Source organism: Streptomyces roseifaciens (assembly GCF_001445655.1).
In the GTDB taxonomy this organism is placed as follows: Bacteria; Actinomycetota; Actinomycetes; order Streptomycetales; family Streptomycetaceae; genus Streptomyces; species Streptomyces aureoversilis.
Genome location: NZ_LNBE01000003.1, coordinates 317,787 through 331,740, shown reverse-complemented (window position 1 = coordinate 331,740; position 13,954 = coordinate 317,787). Strand labels below are relative to the sequence as shown.

General features: G+C 75.9%; 11 protein-coding genes. 5 read left to right on the top strand and 6 right to left on the bottom strand.

Annotation, left to right across the window (positions count from 1 at the left end):
• Positions 1-61: 61 nt before the first annotated feature.
• The 4 genes from AS857_RS07450 to AS857_RS07435 form a co-directional block, all read right to left on the bottom strand.
• Complete coding sequence (locus tag AS857_RS07450) at positions 62-1,942, bottom strand: phospholipase C (RefSeq protein ID WP_079110156.1); 1,881 nt, start codon at positions 1,940-1,942, stop codon at positions 62-64.
• Positions 1,939-3,210, bottom strand: coding sequence for an iron uptake transporter deferrochelatase/peroxidase subunit (efeB, locus tag AS857_RS07445; protein WP_058042345.1), 1,272 nt, complete (start codon positions 3,208-3,210; stop codon positions 1,939-1,941). Before efeB ends, AS857_RS07450 begins: the two co-directional genes overlap by 4 nt.
• Entirely contained in the window at positions 3,207-4,343 is a 1,137-nt protein-coding gene (locus tag AS857_RS07440; protein ID WP_420823920.1) for an imelysin family protein, read from the bottom strand. The genes efeB and AS857_RS07440 overlap by 4 nt, the downstream gene beginning before the upstream one ends.
• Positions 4,344-5,187: 844 nt before the next feature.
• The gene (locus tag AS857_RS07435) at positions 5,188-5,889 is read right to left on the bottom strand and encodes a nuclease-related domain-containing protein (RefSeq protein ID WP_144440755.1); all 702 of its coding nucleotides are present in this window, start codon (positions 5,887-5,889) and stop codon (positions 5,188-5,190) included.
• A 245-nt stretch (positions 5,890-6,134) separates the two neighbouring features.
• On the opposite strand from AS857_RS07435, the gene AS857_RS07430 reads away from it, so the two are divergent.
• The gene (locus AS857_RS07430) at positions 6,135-7,721 is read left to right on the top strand and encodes an alpha/beta hydrolase (RefSeq protein WP_058042343.1); all 1,587 of its coding nucleotides are present in this window, start codon (positions 6,135-6,137) and stop codon (positions 7,719-7,721) included.
• 55 nt (positions 7,722-7,776) lie between these two features.
• Here AS857_RS07430 and hemQ read toward each other — a convergent pair whose 3' ends face one another.
• Entirely contained in the window at positions 7,777-8,490 is a 714-nt protein-coding gene (hemQ, locus tag AS857_RS07425; RefSeq protein WP_058042342.1) for a hydrogen peroxide-dependent heme synthase, read from the bottom strand.
• A gap of 5 nt (positions 8,491-8,495) precedes the next feature.
• Complete coding sequence (hemG, locus tag AS857_RS07420; protein WP_058042341.1) at positions 8,496-9,953, bottom strand: protoporphyrinogen oxidase; 1,458 nt, start codon at positions 9,951-9,953, stop codon at positions 8,496-8,498.
• Between the two features lie 187 nt (positions 9,954-10,140).
• On the opposite strand from hemG, the gene AS857_RS07415 reads away from it, so the two are divergent.
• From AS857_RS07415 to pcaG, 4 genes are all read left to right on the top strand, one after another.
• On the top strand, positions 10,141-11,334 hold the full coding sequence (locus tag AS857_RS07415) for a thiolase family protein (protein ID WP_058042340.1): 1,194 nt from the start codon (positions 10,141-10,143) through the stop codon (positions 11,332-11,334).
• A 71-nt stretch (positions 11,335-11,405) separates the two neighbouring features.
• Positions 11,406-12,605 (top strand): 4-hydroxybenzoate 3-monooxygenase, encoded by a 1,200-nt coding sequence (locus tag AS857_RS07410; RefSeq protein WP_058042339.1) that lies wholly within the window; start codon positions 11,406-11,408, stop codon positions 12,603-12,605.
• A 54-nt stretch (positions 12,606-12,659) separates the two neighbouring features.
• The gene (pcaH, locus tag AS857_RS07405; protein ID WP_079110154.1) at positions 12,660-13,391 is read left to right on the top strand and encodes a protocatechuate 3,4-dioxygenase subunit beta; all 732 of its coding nucleotides are present in this window, start codon (positions 12,660-12,662) and stop codon (positions 13,389-13,391) included.
• Positions 13,391-13,948, top strand: a complete 558-nt coding sequence (gene pcaG / locus AS857_RS07400; protein WP_058042338.1) for a protocatechuate 3,4-dioxygenase subunit alpha — start codon at positions 13,391-13,393, stop codon at positions 13,946-13,948. Before pcaH ends, pcaG begins: the two co-directional genes overlap by 1 nt.
• The last annotated feature ends 6 nt before the right edge of the window (positions 13,949-13,954 follow it).

Here is a 13,954-nt window from a genome sequence, read left to right as displayed (position 1 = left end):
CCGGCACCGCCGGACACCACCCCGGTGGGTGCCCGCCGTCGCGGCGGAGGCCCCCGGGGCGTCAGCCCCGGCGGCGTGACCGGCGACGCCACAGGGCCGCCGCCACGCCCCCGCACATCGCCGTGCCGCCCGCCGCCCAGGCGACCGGTGTCCGCAGGGCGGCCGCGGGCGGCCCCGGCGACGCACCGTCGGTGATCTTCGTGCGCACGGGGGCCACGACCCCGATGCGCCCCACCGAGCGCACGGAGCCGTCCGCGTTCAGCAGCACCCGCTTCCCGTTGGGGCGCGCGAAGTCGAACATGTTCAGCAGCGATCCGGCGCGGGCGTCGAAGGACGAGCCGCCGACGGGACCGGTGTCCCAGTTCCACTCGATGAAGCGGAGGATCGACGTCTGCTCGGTCGGCGTGTGGTCGACCGCGTTGACCTTGCTGTACGGCGAGATCACCAGCAGCGGCTGCCGCGGCCCCGGCCCGCACCGCCCCGCGTGCCCCCCGGCCGCGGCGGGCCCGGCCCGGCAGGCGGGGCCGTCCAGCGGCTTGCCGTGCGGCCCCTTGCCCCCGAGGCGGGAGCCGTTGCGCGGCGCGGCGTAGGCGTGGTCGTACCAGCCGTCGGAGTCGTCGTAGGCGATGACGACCGCCGTGCTCCCCCACTGCGGCGCGCTCTGGATCCTGTTGATCCACTCCACGAGGAAGCGCTGCTCGTCGACGGGCCCGGAGTAGCCCGCGTGCCCGTCCTGCGCGGCGGGGGCCTTGAGGAAGCTCACGGCGGGCAGCCGCCCGGCGCGCAGGGCCGCGTCGAAGTCGGTGAGGTCGTACTGGTGGTTCGCCTGCCCGTCCCGGCCGATCTCGGCCACGGACCGCGGCGGGAGGTGGTGCGGGTTGGCGGTCGACCGGTAGTACTGGAACGGCTCGTGGTGCGGGCTGTAGTCGATCACCCGCGTGCCCCCGGCGTTGGCGTGCGTCCGGCCGGAGCAACGCGCGTGGTGCCCGGGCCGCCCGTCCCAGGGGGTGCTCGGGCGGAACCCGCCCTGGAACCAGCCCCACGTGACGCCCTCCTCGCCGAGCACGTCACCGATGGTCCGGCCGGTCATGGCGGCGAGGGCGCCGCGCCCGGTGCGGTCCCTGTTGGAGCAGTCGTCGTACGCCGGGTCGGGGTCGGTGAGGATCGTGCCGACGCCGTCGGCGTCCGGCGCCACCACGACGCGCGGGTCCGGCTTCGCGGTGCGCTGCGGCCGCTCCGTGCCGGTTGCCGGGTCGGTGGAGACGACGCCGTGGGTCTGGCCGGAGACGAGATTGATCGCGCCGGGGGTGGACGGCCCGTAGGTGGTGCTGAAGGAGCGGTCGTTCAGGGCGTAGTGCTGGGCGTAGTTCCACAGGGCGGTGACGGTGTTCCCGTCGTAGTAGTCCATGACGAGCCCGGGCTCGCCGAACAGCCGGCCGGAGCACTTCCCGGAGTCGGTGTTCTGGACGAACTTGTCGGCCTTGCCGCCGTTGGCCGCGTACTGCTCCGGGCCGTAGGAGTGGTTCTGGTCGCAGGTCAGGGCCTGCCGGGAGGACAGGCGGCGGGGCGGGTACTGGTTGGGGTTGCGCTGCAGCAGCCCGGCCGTGCGCAGGTTGTCGATCCGGGCGGGCGTCGCGCGGGAGGCCTCGAAGCGGGTGCCGTCGGTGTTGGCGGCCCGCGGGTAGGTGGCGAAGTAGTGGTCGAAGGAGACGTTCTCGTCGAAGACGACGACGAGGTGCTCGATCGGCGACTCGGTCCCGGTCCAGTCGCCGGGGAAGGGCATCGCGGCCGCGGGCGGGGCGGCGGCCGCCGCGCCGGCCGCGGCGAGGACGGCGAAGGCGGCGCCTAGGCGGGCGCCCCTTCTCGTACGGATACGGGTTCGGGTACGAGCACGAGCACGGGTGCGGGTGCGCGTACGGATGCGGAGACGCGTACAGGTCATGGCTTTCCTCCCGTTCGGCCCGTGCCGCCGGCCAGCAGGGCGCGGCCGTACCAGTCCGCGCGGTCCCGCACGCCGGGGAAGGCGAAGAACCAGCCGCCGCCGAAGGGGGTGACGTAGTCGGTCAGCGGCTCTCCGGCGAGTCGTTTCTGCACGGCCGTGAACTGGCGCACCGGGTCGCGCTGGTAGCAGCAGAAGAGCAGGCCCTGGTCGAGGGTGCCGTTGCTGCCGACGCCGCGGTCGTAGTTGTACGAGCGGCGCAGCAGCCGGTGCGCCTCGCTGCCGGGGGTGCGCGGGTGGGCCAGGCGGATGTGGCTGTCCAGGGGGGTCACCTCGCCCTCGGGGTCGTGGGCGTAGCGCGGCGGGTCGCTCTCGCGGGCGCCGTCGAGGGGGGCGCCGGTGTCGCGGCTGCGGCCGATGACGCGCTCCTGTTCGGAGAGCGGGATGCGGTCCCAGAACTCGGTGAGCATGCGGATCAGCCGGACGACCTGGTAGCTGCCGCCCGCGGCCCAGGGCGGTTCGCCGGAGTCCGCGGCGGTCCACACGAGGCGGTCCATGAGGCGCGCGTCGCGGGGGTCGGGGCCGGAGGTGCCGTCCTTGAAGCCGAAGAGGTTGCGGGGCGTGCCGGAGGGGCGGGGCGGGGCGGTGTGGCCGTCGAGCCGCCAGCGGATCTGCAGGCCGCCGCGGGTGTGGCGGGTGAGGTCGCGCAGGGCGTGCAGGACGGTGTCGGGGCTGTCGGCGCACAGCTGGAGGCCGAGGTCGCCGTGGCACCAGGCGGGGTCGAGGTCGTCGTCGGGGAAGACGGGCATGGTGCGCAGCCGGCGCGGGGCGCGGTCGGCGAGGCCGTAGCGGCCGTCGAAGAGCGAGGCGCCTGCCGAGAGGGTGACGCCGAGTCCGCCGTCGGCCGGGACGTACGGGCCGAGGATGCCGGAGTCGGGGGGCGGCGCGGTGATGCCGGTGGGGGCGGGGGTGCCGCCGGTGGTCAGGAAGCGGGCGCGGTCGGTGAGGGTGCGCAGGAGGTCGGCGAGCTCGCGGCGGTCGGCGGCGGTGACGTCGAAGGAGGTGAAGGCCGTGGCGCGGGCGGGCGGGGTGAGGATCGCGGCCTGGTGGGGGCCGTGGAAGCGGGGGCCGGCGGCGGCCCGGGGCCCGTCGGCGGAGGCGGGCGCGGGTGCGGGGGCAGGAGCAGGGGCGGTGAGCGTGGCCGCGGCGCCTGCCGCCAGTGCGCCGCGCAGGAGGCCGCGCCGGGGGACGCGCCAGGGGACGCGCCTCATGGCGTCCTCCGTACGTCGCAGAGTGCGGCGACGGACGCGAGGCGCTCGGTGAGGTCGCCGACGGCGGCGTCGACGCGTGCCCGCTGCGCGCGGTCCAGGCGACCGAGCGGGGTCCACTGTCCGTGGCGGGCATGGGCGTCGAGGATCCGGGCCGCGCGGTCCAGGCGGCGGTCGAGGGCCGGCAGGCCCGGGTAGCGGGTGCGCAGGAGGGGGCGAAGGGGGCCGAGGACGGCACGGGTGGCGTCGAGGTGGGCGCGGGCGGTGGCGAGGCTGCTCCCGCTGCCGTGGTCGGTGCGGCCGGTCAGCTCGGCCCGCAGGGTGTCCTCGAGGATCTCGTGCGCGCGCCGGCCGAGGTCGGCCGGGTCCATCCGGGTGTGCGCCCAGCCGGCGCGCAGGGCACGGACGTCGCGGGCGAGCCGGTCGGCGGCTCGGCGCAGCGCCGGGGCGCGCTCGTGGTGCCAGAGGCCGTGCTCGACGCGGTGGAAGCCCGTGAAGCCGGGGTCGCGCACGCCGCGGGGCAGGCCCGCGCCGGTGCGGTCGAGGGCGTCACCCGCGTCGCCGAAGGCCCCGTAGGCGGCGCCGAGGCGCGCGTAGGCCAGGTGGGCGGTGAGCCAGCGGGAGCGGGCGGCGGGGCGGTCGCCGGTGCGGACGGCCGTGCGCAGGGCGTCCGTGGCGGCCACGAGGCGGGTCATGCTGCGGCCCGCCCACCGCTGGTACTCCAGGGCGGGCGGGATGAGGTCGTGCACGGACACCGGGACGGCGGCGGGGCCGCTGCGGGTGCGGCGGGGGTCGCCGGGGACGCGGACGGCGGGGCCGGTGACGGGGTCGGTGTCGTCCCCCAGGCACACGAAGACGTACGTGCCGGCCCCGAGCCGCACCGGAAGCCCCCGCACGGCCCCGGGCGCGAGCCCTTCGACCTCACCGAGGACGGCACCGGTGCGGGCGTCGGTGAGCTGGACCTCGGTGGCGGTGCCGGAGGTGTTGTGCAGGGTGAAGGTCTGCGTGCCGGGCCGGGGATGACGCCATCCGTGCCCGCAGCGACCGGGGTTCGCGTCGATGCGCTCGCCGCCCACGGGAGCAGGAGAGGGCGCCGCGCACCCGGCGAGGACGAGCACGGTCCCACCGACCGCCACGAGGGCGGCCACTCGCTGCGGCGCCGACCTGCCACCGCCGCTCACCACGATGCCGGTGGCGCACCGCCACGGCGGACACAGGCCGCCACGACCGGCAGCCCTCCGCCCGCGCCTCCCCACCGCCGCGCGTGCCGCCGCCGCAGTGGCCGAAGCCTGCCGAGCCACCGGGGGCAAGGCCCGCCTCCCTCCCACCGCCGCAGCGGCGCGCAGCCCGCCACGACCGGCCCGGCGGTGCCGGACCGGCAGCAAGCGCCACCCCTCACGACCCACCGCCACCTCCATCCCGCCGACCGGGCACCGCCGGACACCACCATCGCGGCCACGCACCGCTGCGGCGGGACGGGGAGCACCGGGCCCCGTGGACTCCGCAGCGGGCCTGCGCCCTTCTCCGCCACGGCGGACGGAGCTCGCCGAAGCACCAGCGGCCGGGCACGCCCGCTTCCCACCGCCGCCGCGGCGCGCAACCACCGGCAACCGGACCGGCGCTGCCGAACCGACCCCCGGCCACCAGGCCGGCCCGGCATCGCCGGAGACCGCCACGGGCGCGGCGGAGCCCGGTCGCCCCGGCGGCGCGGAAGCACCGGCCACGGCCGAAAACGAACGCGGTCGAGTTACGGGGCGGCAGCCGTGCGTGCCGGCGCCCGGCGCAGGGGGTCCCGCAGGAACCCCTGCATCCCCGAGCGTCCGCCGGGCGCGGCGCACCGCACCGCAGCCGTCCCGTGGTCCTCGACCGCACGATCAAGGCTACGCAGCAACCGGCCGCCCGGTCGGGAAATACGCCCGGACTTCACCCGTCTGACGGTACGTCACGCAGCCGCAGCGCTACCCCGGAGCCGACGCACCGTCACGCCCACAGCCACACCCGCCGGTTGCGCGCCACCGTATGGATGCGCCGCGCCCGGTCCGGATGCAGCACCCCGCCCAGCGCGCCGAGCCCCGGCACCTCCCCCTCCCCCAGCACCCGGACGTCGTCGAGCTCCGGCGCGGCCTCCACGCTCCGCGCGCCGACGAACACCAGCACCGGCTCCACCCGCACGAGGAAGCCGCAGCCGCGGGAGAGGACGAGGGAGGCGCGCGCCGCGTCGTGCCGCGTCTCGCGGACGTACGGGCAGGGCCGCCGCTCCCGGTCCGTGCGCACCTGCGACTCGCCGGCGCGGACGCGCGCCCGCCGCCCTGGCCTGGCGGAGATGCCGAAGACCCCGCCGGGGCCGATCAGCAGGTGCGAGATGATCGCGTCCCCGGGCAGGACGATGGAGTGCACCACGTCCCAGCCGCTTCCGGCGAGCCCTTCGAGCGCCGCGCCGACGCACTGTTCGGCGGCCAGCGCCCGGCGCCAGGCGTCCTCCACGGGCCGCCGGCCGAGCAGGCGGGCGAGCGCGAGGCGGGCCCGCCCGGCGGCGCCCGCCGCCGCGGAGCCGTCGAGCCGGGCGCGGAGCGTCTCGCCGGGGCGGTTGGGGGCCAGGTCGTCGTCGGGCGGCAGGAACAGCCGCTCGGGATCGTAAGTCTTCCCGTTCGCACTCCTCTTGCCGTCCGGCCGCTCCCGCACGCACACCACCCCCACCCGCCATACTGCCGCAGAAGCGGGGGAACCAACCCGGCCGTCCGGCCGTTGACACGGACAGAGGCCCCGCGACATCCCCCCGATCGCGGGGCCTCGTCCATGCCGCGCCCCGCACGCGCGCGCCTCCCCCTTCGGCCGCATTCCGGCGACACCGGCCGCCGGTGCTTTACTTCGCCGAACCCCGGGCCAAATATCCCTTTTGTCACATTAACGCCGGGAAGGGATGGTCAGTGAGAGCAGTCGCGTTGTACGGAGCCCTCGGATCCCTGGTTCTCACCACACTCGTCAGCGCCCCGGCCGATGCCCTCGCCCCGGGGCACACGCCGGGCGGCTACGCCGAAGCCCTCGGTGCGGCCAAGGCCGCCCAGCAGGCCGCCGCGGCCGGCATCCGCTTCGGGGCGTGCCCCGTGGCCGAGGGCCTGCCCGCTCCCTTCGAGTGCGGCACCGTGTCCGTACCGCTGGACTACGCCCACCCCCACGGCAAGCACATCAATCTCACCGTCAGCCGCGGCCGCGCCACCGGCCCGGCGCACGAACGGCAGGGCGCGCTCGTCTACAACCCCGGCGGCCCGGGCGGCTCCGGCATGTTCTTCCCGCTGCTCGCCGCCGTCCCGCAGTGGAAGAAGCTGGCGAAGGCCTACGACTTCATCGGCTACGCGCCCCGCGGCGTCGGCCGCTCCGCCCCGCTGTCGTGCGTGAACCCCGCGAGCTTCGCGAAGGCCCCCACCGACGCCCCGCAGCACCCCTCGGCCGCCTACAAGCGCAAGAAGATCGCCGAGGCCAAGGCCTACGCCCAGGGCTGCGCCCGCAAGGCCGGCGCCGACCTGCGGCACTTCACCAGCCTCAACAACGCCCGCGACCTGGACGTGCTCCGCGCCGCGCTCGGCGAACGGAGGCTGACGTACATGGGCGCGTCCTACGGCACCTACTTCGGCGCGCTCTACGCCACGCTCTTCCCCGGGCACGTGCGCCGCATGGTCTTCGACAGCGTGGTCGACCCCGACCCCAAGAAGATCTGGTACCGCAGCAACCTGGACCAGTCCGCGGCCTTCGAGAAGCGCTGGGGCGACTGGCGGCGCTGGGTCGCCCGGCACGACAAGGTCTACCACCTCGGGCGCACCGCGGGGCAGGTGCTGGCCTCCTACGACCGCGCGAGCAAGCGGCTCGGGCACCGCCCCGCCGGCAAGGTCGGGCCCGGGGAGCTGCAGGCCGCGCTCCTCCAGGTCGGCTACACCGACACCTACTGGGCGCGCGGCGCGAACGCCCTGGCGGCGTACCTGCGCGGGGACGCCAAGCCGCTGCGCGTCCTCGCGGAGCCGGATGCCTCGGGCGCCGCCGCGAGCGAGAACGCCAACGCCGTCTACACCGCCGTCGAGTGCAACGACGCGCGCTGGCCGCGCTCCTGGCGGGTGTGGGACCGCGACAACACGCGGCTGGCGGAGCGGGCCCCGTTCGAGACCTGGCAGAACGCCTGGATGAACCTGCCGTGCGCGTTCTGGAAGACGCACTCGCAGCGGCCGCTCGACGTCCGCGCGGCGCGCGGCGCCCTGCCGCCCACGCTGCTGCTGGCGTCGGAGCGGGACGCGGCCACCCCGTACACGGGCGCGCTGGAGCTGCGCCGCAGGCTGCCGGGCTCGGCGCTGGTGACCGAGCGGGACGCGGGCACGCACGGCATCGGGGGCGGCCCCAACCGCTGCGTCAACCGCCACCTGGACACGTACCTGCTGACGGGCGCGGTCCCGGCGCGGGGCGCGCAGTGCGCACCGCGCCGGGAACCCGCGGCCACGGCGGGCAAGGGCCTCAAGCAGCCGGCATAGGAGAAGGGCCGTCCGAGGACCGGGGTCCGGGGCGGCGCCCCGGACCGTCCGGCCGTCAGGCCAGGCCGGCCACCAGCTCCGCGACCGCCTTCCGGCGACCCGTGTAGAAGGGCACCTCCTCGCGCACGTGCATCCGTGCCTCGGACGCGCGGAGGTGCCGCATCAGGTCGACGATGCGGTAGAGGTCGTTCGCCTCGAAGGCGAGGATCCACTCGTAGTCGCCCAGCGAGAAGGACGCGACCGTGTTGGCACGCACGTCCGGGTAGCCGCGGGCCATCTTGCCGTGGTCCGCGAGCATGCGGCGGCGGTCCTCGTCGGGCAGCAGGTACCAGTCGTACGAGCGCACGAAGGGGTAGACGCTGACGTAGTCGCGCGGCGTCTCGTCGGCGAGGAACGCCGGGATGTGCGACTTGTTGAACTCGGCAGGGCGGTGCAGCGCCATGTTCGACCACACCGGCTCCAGCGCACGGCCGAGGCGGGTGCGGCGGAAGAGGTTGTAGGCGTCCTGGAGGGCGTCCGAGGTCTCGGAGTGCCACCAGATCATGACGTCGGCGTCGGCGCGCAGGCCCGAGAGGTCGTACGTGCCGCGCACGGTGACGTCCTTCTCGGCGAGCTGGGCGAACAGCTCCTCCACCTCGTCGGCCCAGCCGGCGCGGTCCTGCGGCAGGACATCGCGGAGCTTGAACACCGACCAGAGGGTGTAGCGGATGACCTCGTTGAGGTCCTTGGCCTTCTTGCCGGCGTTCGGGATCTTCTGCGCGTCAGTCATGGTCCCTATTCTCCCTCGTCGTCCCCCGCGCCCTCGGCCAGGGTCGCGATGAGCCCGTCGGCCGCGCGGTGGGCGCTCGAGATGCAGGCCGGGATGCCCACGCCGTCGTAGACGGCGCCGCAGACCTCCAGGCCGGGCAGGCGGGCGACGTGCTCGCGGATGCGCGCCACGCGCGCGAGGTGGCCGACCGGGTACTGCGGCAGCCCGTCGTCCCAGCGGGTGACCCGGGTCCCGACGGGGGCGGCCGCGAGGCCCACGGCGGCGCCGAGGTCCTTGAGCGACAGGTCCACCAGCTCGGCGTCCGGGCGCGTCAGGTCGCCCTCGTCGCCGTACCGCCCGATCGAGGTGCGCAGGACGAACAGGTCCGGGTCGGCTTCGGCGTTCCAGCGCCACTTGTTGCTGGAGAACGTGGACGCCTTGATCTTCCGCCCGTCGACGGGCGGGACGAGGAAGCCGCTGCCGCTCGGCAGCCCCTCGGCGTCGGAGCGGCGGAAGGCCATGGTGACCAGCGCCATGGAGGCGTACTCGACGTCGGCGAGGGCGTCGACGGCGGCGCCGGCCCCGGCGGCGCGGCAGGCGCGGGCGATGATGCGGGCCGCGTCGTGCGCGGGCGTGGCGACGACGACGGCGTCCACCGCCAGCGTCTCGTCCTCCAGCTCGACCAGCCAGCCGCCGTCCGCGGTGCGCACGATCTCGGCCACCGGCGCGTGGGTGCGGATCTCGCCGCCCGCGGCGCGCACCGCGTCCGCGACGGCGAGCGGCAGCCGGCCGATGCCGCCCTCGATGCCCATGAAGACCGGCCCGGTCTGCTGCCGGGCGGCGGCGCGCGCCTGCAGCTCCCGCACGCCCTCGCCGAGCGAGCGGTGGGTGCGGGCGGCCTCGAAGAGCGGCGGTACGGCCGCCCGCATCGAGATGCGGTAGGCGTCGCCCGCGTAGACGCCGCCGAGGAGCGGCTCGACGAGGCGGTCGACGACCTCGCGGCCCATGCGTTCGGCGATGTACGCGCCGATGGCGACGTCCTCGCCGGGGTCGGTGTGCGGCAGCTCGGCGTCCCGGGCGACGCGGGCGAGCCCGTCGGCGGAGAGGATGCCGGCGGCGGCCAGCGGGGCGAGGTCGCCGGGGACGCCCATGGTGTGCCCGGTGGGCAGGGGGCGCAGCTCGCCGCGGGTCCACAGCATCGCGGTGGCGGCGGGCGGCTGCAGGTGGTCGCCGAGGCCGGCGGCGCGGGCGAGCTCCACGGCTTCGGGGCGGCGGGCCAGCACCGATTCGGCGCCGAGGTCCACGGGCATGCCCGCGATCTCGCCCGTGTGCAGCTTGCCGCCGACGCGGCCCTCGCTCTCCAGCAGCGTGACGCGGACGCCCGCCCGTGCCAGCCGCAGGGCCGCTGCGAGCCCCGAGATCCCCCCGCCGATGACGGCCGCGTGCCGCCGTGAACGGTCCGCCGAAATGTCCGCTGCGCTCATGGCACCACTCTCTCAAACGCCCCTGCGCGGACCGGCGGCCGGGCCGCGGGAACGACTCCCGCCCGAACGGTCGGACGGTTACCCATTGACAGCGGACGGCCGCAGCCCGAAGACTCGACTGCGGCCGACCATGAACACCAGTTCACAGGGCGGACCCCGGTGGTGGGGCGCCGCGGGAGGAGCAGCCATGAACGACCGCATCCGGGACGTGTACGTCGTCGACGCCGTGCGCACCCCGGTCGGCAAGTACGGTGGCGCCCTCGCCTCCGTCCGGCCCGACGACCTCGCGGCGCACGTGGTGCGCTCCGTCGTCGGCCGCAGCCCCGGCCTCGACCCCGCCCTGATCGACGACGTCGTCTTCGGCAACGCCAACGGGGCCGGCGAGGAGAACCGCAACGTGGCCCGGATGGCCGTCCTGCTGTCCGGCCTGCCGGTGACGGTGCCGGGCCTGACGGTCAACCGGCTGTGCGCCTCGGGCCTGGAGGCCGTCGTCCACGCGTACCGCGCGATCGCGCTCGGCGACGCCTCGGTCGTGGTGGCGGGCGGCGTCGAGTCCATGACGCGCGCGCCCTACGTCATGCCGAAGCCGGAGCGGGCCTTCCCCGCGGCCCACCAGCAGCTGTACTCGACCACGCTGGGCTGGCGGATGACCAACCCGGCCATGCCCGAGCGGTGGACGACGTCGCTGGGCGAGGGCGCCGAGCTGATCGCCGACAAGTACGGCATCACCCGTGAGCAGCAGGACGCCTACGCGCTCGCCAGCCACCGCAAGGCGGCGCGGGCGTGGGCGGAGGGCGCGTACGCCGCCGAGGTCGTCCCGGTGCCGGGCGTGGAGCTGCCCCGCGACGAGACCATCCGCGACAACACCTCCATGGAGGCCCTCGCCCGCCTGAAGCCGGCCTTCCGCAAGGAGGGCGGCACGGTCACCGCCGGCAACGCCTCGCCGCTCAACGACGGCGCGGCGGCGGTGCTGCTGTGCGACGAGGAGGGCCTGCGGCGCACGGGCCGCGAGCCGCTCGCGCGCGTACGGGCCTCGGCGGTCACCGCGCTGGAGCCGGACCTCTACGGGCTCGGGCCGGTGGAGGCCGTGCGGCGGGCCCTCGCCAAGGCCGGGCGCTCGCTGGCGGACGTGACATATTTCGAGCTCAACGAGGCCTACGCGGCCCAGGTCCTGGGATGCTTCGCGGAGTGGCCGGACCTCGACCCCGGGATCGTCAACCCCCGCGGCGGCGCGATCGCCATCGGCCACCCGCTCGGATGCTCCGGCGCGCGCCTCGCAGGGGCCGTGGCCCATCGGCTCGCTGCGGCGGGCTCGGGCACGGGGCTGGCCGCGCTGTGCATCGGCGTCGGGCAGGGGCAGGCGCTGGTCCTCGAACGCTGAGGCCACCGGCCCGGAGGAGCGCGCAGGCCGGGGCCCGTACGGCGCTCGCTCTCCGGGGAGGTTGCCCGCCCATGCGTACCACCGTCGCCATCATCGGAGCCGGTCCCGCCGGCCTGCTGCTCGCCCGGCTGCTGCACCGGGCCGGAGTGGACTGCGTCGTCCTGGAGGCCCGCGACCGGGCGTACGTGGAGCGGCGCCAGCGCGCCGGGATGCTGGAGCAGGGCGCCGCGGACGTCCTGCGGGAGTGCGGCGCGGGCGACCGGCTGGACCGCGAGGGCCTGGTCCACCGCGGCTTCGAGCTGCGCTTCGAAGGCGAGGCGCACCGGGTGGACCTGCCCTCCATGACCGGCGGCCGGACCGTGACGCTCTATCCGCAGACCGAGGTCGTCAAGGACCTGATCGCCCTTCAGCTGGCGGACGGCCCGCCGCTGCTGTTCGGCGCGCGGGTGGTGGCCGTGGAGAAGACCGACGGGGAGCAGCCGCTGGTCCGCTTCGCCACGGACGGGGCGGGCGGGGCGGAGGGGAGGGGCGGCCCGGAGCGGACGCTGGAGTGCGAGTACGTGGCCGGCTGCGACGGCTCGTACGGGGCCTCCCGGCGCGCCCTGCCCCCGGGCGCGGTCCGGATGCACGCGCGCACGTACCCCTACTCCTGGCTCGGCATCCTCGCGGACGTCGCGCCCTCCAGCGACGAGCTGCTGCTCGCCGGCCACGAACGGGGCTTCGCGCTGCACAGCATGCGCACCCCCGCCCTCTCCCGGCTCTACATCCAGGTGCCCAACGGCACCTCGCCCGGCGACTGGCCGGACGACCGCATCTGGGACGAGCTCGACGTCCGGCTGGCCGCCAGGGGCCGGCGGCTGCAGCGCGGGCCCGTCCTCACCAAGTCCGTGAGCGGCCTGCGCAGCCAGGTCATCGAACCCATGCGCCACGGGCGGCTGCTGCTCGCCGGGGACGCGGCGCACATCGTCCCGCCGAGCGCCGCCAAGGGCCTCAACCTGGCCTTCGGGGACGTCGTCACGATGGCCCGCGCGTTCACCCACTGGCACCGCAGCGGCTCGACCTCCCTCATCGACCGCTATTCGGACAACTGTCTGCGCCGGGTGTGGCAGGCCCAGGCCTTCTCGCACGACATGACGACGCTGCTGCACACCGCTCCGGGCGCCGACGCCTACGACCGCGCGATGCAGCTCGCCCGGCTGCGCCGGCTCACCGGGCCCACGGCGGCCGCTGCGGAACTGGCCGAGAACTATGCGGGCGCCCCGCTGATCTGACCCGTCGGCGGCCCGGCCGGGATCACCGCGGGCGGCACGGGGTAGATCGGTCCCATGGCCCTCTCTGAACCCGCACAGGAACGGATACGCCCTACGGACCCCGACGACACCCTCTCCCCCGCCGCACGCGCCGTGGCCCTCCGCGTGCCCCTCAGGCCGGCCGTCCGCGTGCCCGTGCCGCTGCCGCCCCTGCCGGACACCGTCGAGCTGACCGGCCCCGTCTTCGGAGCGGCCGACGTCGGCCCCCTCGACCACGACCTCACCCGGCAGCACCGCGGCGAGCCGATCGGCGAGCGCATCGCCGTCGGCGGGCGGGTCACGGACCGCCGCGGGCGGCCGGTGCGCGGCCAGCTCGTGGAGGTGTGGCAGGCCAACGCCGCCGGCCGCTACGCCCACCCGCTCGACCGCCACCCCGCCCCGCTCGACCCCAACTTCACCGGCGCGGGCCGCTGCCTGACCGACGACGACGGCCGCTACCGCTTCGTCACCGTCCGGCCCGGCGCCTATCCGCTGGGCGGCCCGGAGGACCACTGGCGCGCCTCGCACCTGCACTTCTCCCTCTTCGGCACGGCGTTCACCCAGCGCCTGGTGACCCAGATGTACTTCCCCGGCGACCCGCTCCTGCCGGACGACATCATCTGGCACACCGTCAGGGATGCGGCCGCGCGGTCCCGGCTGGTCTCCGCCTTCGACCCGGCGGCGGGCGAGCCCGGCCGGTCGCTGGGCTACCGCTGGGACATCGTCCTGGACGGCCCGTCCGCCACCTGGGCCGAGGAGGGCCGCTGATGCTGCCCCCGACGCCCTCCCAGACCGTCGGCCCCTACTACGGCACCGCGCTGCCCTTCCCCGGCGGCGGCGACCTCGCACCGCCGGGACACCCGGGGGCGGTCACCCTTCACGGCCACGTCTACGACGGCGAGGGCACGCCCGTGCCCGACGCCCTGCTGGAGTTCTGGCAGGCGGCCCCGGACGGCTCGCTCGCCGGGGCGCCGGGCAGCCTGCGCCGCGACGGCAGGGCCTTCACCGGCTTCGCCCGCGTCCCCACCTGCCGGGACGGGCACTACGAGCTGCACACCCTGCTGCCGGGCGGCGTGCCGTACCTCGCCCTGTGCGTCCTCGCGCGCGGGCTCGACCACCACCTCTTCACCCGGGTGTACGTCACCGAGCCGCCCGGAGACCCGCTGCTGTCCGCGCTGCCGCCGCAACGGCGGGCGACGCTGCGGGCGCGGCCCGAGCCCGGACGGCCGAACACGTACCGCTTCGATGTGAAGCTGCAGGGGGAAGACGAGACGGTGTTCCTGGAGTGGCGGCATCAGCAGCTGCACAGGAACGACGAAGGCTGAAAGGAG